This is a genomic window from Candidatus Methanodesulfokora washburnensis, assembly GCF_003947435.1.
GTDB lineage: Archaea > Korarchaeota > Korarchaeia > Korarchaeales > Korarchaeaceae > Methanodesulfokora > Methanodesulfokora washburnensis.
In genome coordinates, this window is the sequence record NZ_RCOS01000007.1 from 1 (window position 1) to 5797 (window position 5797).

At 44.4% G+C, this 5797-nt stretch carries 14 protein-coding genes and 1 tRNA gene; 14 read left to right on the forward strand and 1 reads right to left on the reverse strand.

What is annotated here, in order from left to right; translation table 11 throughout:
- Positions 1–95 precede the first annotated feature (95 nt).
- The 10 genes from D6D85_RS00295 to D6D85_RS00335 all read left to right on the forward strand — a co-directional run bounded on the left by D6D85_RS00295 (position 96) and on the right by D6D85_RS00335 (position 3372).
- The gene (locus D6D85_RS00295; RefSeq protein ID WP_125670041.1) at positions 96–398 is read left to right on the forward strand and encodes a hypothetical protein; all 303 of its coding nucleotides are present in this window, start codon (positions 96–98) and stop codon (positions 396–398) included.
- A gap of 103 nt (positions 399–501) precedes the next feature.
- Positions 502–798, forward strand: coding sequence for a hypothetical protein (locus D6D85_RS00300; protein WP_125670042.1), 297 nt, complete (start codon positions 502–504; stop codon positions 796–798).
- Positions 795–1223 (forward strand): hypothetical protein, encoded by a 429-nt coding sequence (locus D6D85_RS00305; protein WP_125670043.1) that lies wholly within the window; start codon positions 795–797, stop codon positions 1221–1223. Before D6D85_RS00300 ends, D6D85_RS00305 begins: the two co-directional genes overlap by 4 nt.
- A 3-nt stretch (positions 1224–1226) precedes the next feature.
- On the forward strand, positions 1227–1439 hold the full coding sequence (locus D6D85_RS00310; RefSeq protein ID WP_125670044.1) for a hypothetical protein: 213 nt from the start codon (positions 1227–1229) through the stop codon (positions 1437–1439).
- Positions 1440–1444: 5 nt separating this feature from the next.
- Positions 1445–1780 (forward strand): hypothetical protein, encoded by a 336-nt coding sequence (locus tag D6D85_RS00315; RefSeq protein ID WP_125670045.1) that lies wholly within the window; start codon positions 1445–1447, stop codon positions 1778–1780.
- A gap of 32 nt (positions 1781–1812) precedes the next feature.
- Positions 1813–1965, forward strand: coding sequence for a hypothetical protein (locus D6D85_RS15900; protein WP_161969595.1), 153 nt, complete (start codon positions 1813–1815; stop codon positions 1963–1965).
- Entirely contained in the window at positions 1962–2450 is a 489-nt protein-coding gene (locus D6D85_RS00320; RefSeq protein WP_125670046.1) for an HNH endonuclease, read from the forward strand. Before D6D85_RS15900 ends, D6D85_RS00320 begins: the two co-directional genes overlap by 4 nt.
- Positions 2451–2630: 180 nt before the next feature.
- Complete coding sequence (locus tag D6D85_RS00325) at positions 2631–2897, forward strand: hypothetical protein (RefSeq protein WP_125670047.1); 267 nt, start codon at positions 2631–2633, stop codon at positions 2895–2897.
- A complete protein-coding gene (locus D6D85_RS00330; RefSeq protein ID WP_125670048.1) occupies positions 2897–3190 on the forward strand; it encodes a hypothetical protein in 294 nt (97 codons plus the stop codon). The genes D6D85_RS00325 and D6D85_RS00330 overlap by 1 nt, the downstream gene beginning before the upstream one ends.
- Positions 3187–3372 carry a hypothetical protein gene (locus D6D85_RS00335; protein ID WP_125670049.1) on the forward strand — a complete coding sequence of 62 codons (186 nt, stop codon included), beginning with the start codon at positions 3187–3189 and terminating at the stop codon, positions 3370–3372. Before D6D85_RS00330 ends, D6D85_RS00335 begins: the two co-directional genes overlap by 4 nt.
- 143 nt (positions 3373–3515) lie before the next feature.
- On the opposite strand, the gene D6D85_RS00340 is transcribed toward D6D85_RS00335, so the two are convergent.
- Positions 3516–3589: transfer RNA gene (locus tag D6D85_RS00340), tRNA-Gln, on the reverse strand.
- 57 nt (positions 3590–3646) lie between these two features.
- Between D6D85_RS00340 and D6D85_RS00345 the strand changes: the two genes are divergently transcribed.
- The 4 genes from D6D85_RS00345 to D6D85_RS00360 all read left to right on the forward strand — a co-directional run.
- Positions 3647–3961, forward strand: coding sequence for a hypothetical protein (locus tag D6D85_RS00345; RefSeq protein ID WP_125670050.1), 315 nt, complete (start codon positions 3647–3649; stop codon positions 3959–3961).
- Positions 3962–4297: 336 nt separating this feature from the next.
- Positions 4298–4489 carry a hypothetical protein gene (locus D6D85_RS00350; RefSeq protein ID WP_237558692.1) on the forward strand — a complete coding sequence of 64 codons (192 nt, stop codon included), beginning with the start codon at positions 4298–4300 and terminating at the stop codon, positions 4487–4489.
- Positions 4486–5088: a hypothetical protein gene (locus tag D6D85_RS00355; RefSeq protein ID WP_125670052.1), complete on the forward strand. Its 603-nt coding sequence runs from the start codon at positions 4486–4488 to the stop codon at positions 5086–5088. Before D6D85_RS00350 ends, D6D85_RS00355 begins: the two co-directional genes overlap by 4 nt.
- A gap of 39 nt (positions 5089–5127) precedes the next feature.
- The coding region (locus D6D85_RS00360; protein WP_161969596.1) for a sulfite exporter TauE/SafE family protein at positions 5128–5797 on the forward strand (670 nt) is incomplete at its 3' end.

Genomic DNA, 5797 nt, shown 5'->3' on the forward strand with positions numbered 1-5797 from the left:
AGAATCTCAAAAAAAGGCACTCTGTGTCTATTGAAAAGAAAATTTTAAAAAGACACAGAGTGCCTTTTTTTGAGATTCTAGATAGGGGATGGTGCATGAGGGGCACTTGGAGGTGGCTGATCTTGGAATATATGAGGCAGAAGAACGCATTTGGGAGAAGCGAGGATGAGTTCGTGACCAAAGAAGAACTCCTGAGAGCACTTGGGATAAGCAGGAATACTTTGAACAAGACTCTAAGCAGGATGGAGTTCTTCAACTGGGTTGTAGGATATCCCAAGAAATATAGTAGAAATAGATTCTACTGCTTGGGATCGAGGGCTCTGAGCTTCCTCAGGAGATATCCAGACTTTATACATCACAAATATTTCGCTGGTTTCCAAGAAGCCGAGGTAGTTTAAGTCAAGCAATTGCTTAACCTATCCGAACCCTCTCCAACAATCTTTTTTGAAGTCGAATCTCGATATAGAAAAAACTTTATTAATAATAGATGGCAGTTTGCATATGGGAGGTAAGAGGTACCCGCTAGGCAACTCCCTGCTCAGATATACTGTTTTGAAAATACTGTCTAAGCAAGAGGGCATGAGCTACTCAGAACTGCTGACGAAGATCTCAGAAGTGGTAAGAGATCCCAGAGCTATTCCAGCAATAAACATAAGCATCCCCTCATCACTTTATGGAATGGAGAAAAATAAGTGGATAAAAAGAGAACACGGGATGATAAAGATCACGGATGAGGGCAGGGAGTTGCTGGCGGAAATGGATCTCTACCTCTCAAGATTGAAGGAGGTGGTTGGATGAAGTTGGGAGTATCCAGATCGGGAATTTCCAGAGTTTTGACCGAGATTATAATAATGGTTATAGCTGTGACTCTGGCACTGTTGATCTTCAGCCCGCTATCGAACTATCTGTTTGGCTCCATAGGCAACCTTCCAAAGACTCCCTCACAGGAGTTCAGGATAATATCAGTAGGGATGAAACAAGGATCTATAACCGTTTATTTGCAGAACATGAAAGGAGATGTAGCCGTGACAAAGGACGACTTTATTGTGATCGTCGATGGGACTAAATGCTCCATTTTATCTGTGGATCATGGACTATGGAAGAAAGGGGATGTCATTTCGGTAAAGGCACAGACCGATGCCAATATCCATGCGTCTCACCACATAGAAGTGTTTGTGAAGGAATTCAGCACAGTACAGCATTACATATATTACGGGGGATGATAGATGGATGTTCTCAATTTATGGATGGTGTTTTTGGTGCTAGTATCCTTAGGGTTGGGCATGGCTCTCGGGGCATCTCTTCTTCTTTATACTGATGCAACTACAACATTTACAGCGATAACCGGAGTTCTCGTATCTTCATTCGGGATTGCATTAGTTCTATTCTACAAATTAACAAGGGAAAAGAAGGAGGAAGGGTACGGGATCAGGGGATGATCCGAATGATCAGCACAAATAAGAGGCTCAGCAACAGATATGCCATATCAACATATTTTGCACTAAAGGCACTGGCGGATTTTGAGGGAGGAACTAAAGAGGATGCTAGAGAGAGGATAATGAAGGTTTTCAGGGATGCAGGCATAATAAGGAATAAGGATGCGGTAAATAGATTACTAGATAAGATGAGGTACAGGGGTTTGCTCGATCCTATTTTCAGATTAACTGAGAGAGGGAGAAAGGTTCTGAGCCTCATGCCGAATGAGGTAGATCCTGATCTAATCTACTTAGCAAATATAAACAAAGGGGTGTTCATCGAGGTAGGTGATGTAGATGCGTAAGAAGAACGAGTTCCAGAGGAGGCTTGAGATAAATGACGACAGATGATATTAAAAGATTATTTGGCGATCCTTACTCCCTGAGGAGGGTGATGGAGACGTGGAAGGATTGTGAAGAGGGAGGGATGGATTTCATCAGGGATATCAAGGAAAGGAGGAAAAGAATGCTTAGGAGGATGGGAATTTGAGGAAGTTCAAGCTCATGATAGAACTTGTTCCAGCCACTGTCTGGTACTCCTCCCTCTACCACTACTATAAGGATAACGGCCAGCTTGAAAAATGGAGAAAGCTGAAGGAAGAGCTCTTCAGAAAGGAGGGGAGGAGGTGCTGGATCTGCGGGAAGGAAGGGGTTAGGCTTGAAGCTCATGAGTTCTGGGAGTACGATGATATAAACCATGTGCAGAGGCTTGTCGCTATCCACCATCTGTGCAGCTTATGCCATAAGATCAAGCATATCGGGTTCTGGTGCTACACCGATGAGGGAAGTATGCAACTTGCTAGGGAAGGACTAACAAGGGAGGATCTGATAGAGCACTTCTGCAGGGTGAACAACTGCACTAGAGCTGATTTCGAGGAGCATGAGAGGGAGGCATTCAGGATATGGAGGGAGAGAAGTTTATACGAGTGGAAGCAGGATTTCGGGAAGTATGCTGTTGAGGGAGGTGGATCATGAACATAGCATTCGGAATTATGGGCTTATTCCTTCTGATTTTGGGGTTGTGGGCTCTGAGGGAGAATTACAAACATTCACTGGGATGGAGCGAGGAATGTATAAAAAGAGGGAACAAGATTGTTGTGGCAACACTTTTATTTAGTTGTTTTTTATTTATTTTGATGCTCGTGGGGTGATGCCATGATATCGGAGGAGGATCTTCAGGAAGGCGAGATCGTCGGTGTTGTCGAGGAGGAGGACAGGGGATGGAATACCTATAAGCTCTCGGACGGCACGGTGATACAGGTGAAATTCGTCCTGACATCAGTAATAAGGACCAAAAAGAGAAACCCCGATGGAACTCCTGTTTATGCAGTCAGCGGTACAACAATGGTTAGAACAGTGAAGGTTCCAAATGAGCTGAGAGAAAAAACGGTAAAGAAGAAGGAGCCGTCGGAGGTGACATGATGGTGGACAAAAAGGTTCCATGCAGGTATTGCATACACTTTCTCCTCCTTGTGGAGAAGATCCCAAATATAGGGGAAGACGGGTGGTGCTCAAGGAAAAAGAGGTTCAGGAGCTCAAACAGTGAACCATGCGAGGAGTTTGAGCCAAGAGCCGTTAATCCGCTCATCAAATATCTTCCAAAGAGGCCGATGGGAATCCCCAGATCCCAGAATGTCTTCAGGGGTATTGATGCCACAAAATACGTTAGCGTTCCTGAGTATCTGAAGAAGGTATTCACAGGGTGGTATAAATGAAATTTTATCTTCCTCTAATATTGTCCCTTCTTGCTCTTCCTATTGGTGTGCTGGGCCTTCTCTTATCACTAAATAAAAGGAACGAGATAGCCTTCTGCATCCTGATGGTCGCTTTGTTCATTTCATTTTTAGCACTTGCCTTAAACAGGCTGGAGAACAGAAAGGGGAGGGTAGAGGGATAGTGCTTCCCCAAATCGTCCGTGCTCGGGGTTGCGGAGGAGGATATGAAGATCCCCGTTGGGGCTCTCGTATGGATTATATCCCATGTATCTTTCTGGGAGGAAAACTACCGAGTTCTGAGAGATATCATAAGCAACAAGATTAATAGCCCCGGCCGGATTCGAACCGGCGTCCCCGGCTCCAGAGGCCGGTGTGCTTGCCCAGCTACACTACGGGGCTATCAGAAAATCTAATCTTTATATTTAAATTTTGCTGGAAAGCGATAGGGTGGCCTCTATGAGCCATAAATACAGGTACAAGAGGGGAAGAAAGTTCGAATACAGAGTTATGAGGTATATTGAAAAGGAGGGGATAGATGGGAAGAAGAATGTCGCTGTGTTCAGGCTTGCAGGCTCAAAGCCAACAGACCTGATAGCAATATCCGATGGAAAGGCATATCTGATAGAGTGCAAGACTAACTGCTATCTACCTCCGGATGATAGAAAGAAGCTGAAAGAACTGGAGAAGATCACAGGTTCTAAGGTATTCGTGGCGATGAGGAAGGAAAGATCGATCATAATGAAGAAGCTCGATGATATAGTTCAGGGTTGAGAAGCAATTAAGTTTATACCTTTCTTACCTCTATTTTTGATTAGGCACCCCAGAGGAGGGCCACTAGCATGAGCATCGCTGCCTTCCCCACTCGCATTGGCTCTGGAGGAGGCAGGTGGGAGGGGTCTTGCGGGGGAGAAAGGTGGCGTTTTCCTCTTCTGGGGATGCCTCTTTTGTGGATTCATAAACCATATGAGTTTATAAATAATGTGGACTGATGATCCACATCAGATGTAAAGCAATTGCCTAGGCTTCAGATAATCTCTCAGGTAGTTCCTTTTCCTATTTCATGAATATAGGGGAGCCATGATTAAATTCTACTTTCTGATAGGTAGCATGGTGATGGGATTGGATGGGCTGGATACTCTTTTCCAGATGGGATATGACATAATCCTGAAGAGAGATCCTGATTTTTTGAGGATCTCTGTCTTCAAAAATGGAAGAGAAGTGATGATGGGGATCTTTAAATCGGAGGACAGGAGCAGTCTTGAGAACTTCATCGCCTTTGTCAAGAGGATGAGACCATGAGGGTGCTTTTTGCGAGCAGGCACCCTCCGCTCAAAGCTGAGATAGATGCGTTGGAAAAGATATTCAGGGAACCAGTGTCATTCGAGGTTTACAGGGGAAGCCTGTCGAAAGCAGAGCATCTGATAGAATATGCTGAAAAAGAAAAGATACAGTATATCCTAGCAGTCCTTCCCCTCTGGTTCATCTACCATTTATATACTCTTGGAAAGCAGAAGAACATCACAGTGCTGTACAGCGTGATGAAGCCTGTGAAGGAGACGAAAAGCTTGACAGAAGCCGAGCTTCTCGTATCCCAAGACCCAGACAGGAGGACTTACGTGGATTATGGGAAAATATACAAGGTATTTGAGTTTGTGGAGATAAGGAGGATAGCCGGGATATCAATAAGGCTTCTCCCTCTGAAAGACCCAAAGGACGAAGCTGAGGAAAGAAAAATTGCTGAGGAGATGATGAGCACAGGAGAAGGAAGAGATCCTAGAGCTGTTCCCTACATTCTGGAGGAGCTTGGAAATCTAATCGATCTGCTATTTGCTCAGATGAGCCCAAGGATACTGAACAAGGCCGAAATGCTGATAAAAATGCTTAAGGAGATTAGATAAACTTTTATAGTTATGCTTTTCAGAGGAAGTGGCGATGATATGGATCTGTTATTCACATCATTATTTATTGGTTTCATTGCTGGGATGATCGTCAGCACTTTAGGTGTGGCATACGGAGTGACAGCCAGCTCTTTCCTCCTCTCTCTCGGCCTAGCTCCCGCAATTGTTAGCTCAACAGTTCACACAGCCGAAGTCTTCATCTCTCTTGTCACCGGGACAAGCCATCTGAAGCTTGGAAATGTTGATAAAAAGCTCTTTCTGAACTTAGTGATCCCAGGAGTTGTGATGGGCGGATTTGGTGCATATTTCTTGGTGAGTGCTCCCGTCAGCACGATATCCAAAGCTATTTCCTTCTACCTTGTGGTAATGGGGATTCTTGTAATCCTGAGAGCATTTGGAAGGACAGTGATCCTGAAGGAGATAAACAGAAAGGTTCTTGGCGGTATTGGTGGTTTTCTCGATGCTATTGGAGGGGGAGGATGGAGATCTATTGTTGCTTCAACTCTGATAGCTAATAATGAAGATCCGAAAAAAGCAGTTGGATCTGTGAATGCAACTAAGTTCTTCGTAACAGTAAGTGAAGCTCTGGTATTCTACACTTTAATGGGAGTAAAATATCCTGAGATCGTGATAGGACTTCTGATAGGAGGAGTTATAGCAGCACCTATAGGAGCTTATGTGTGCAAGAAAGCTCCGACAAAACTGCTGA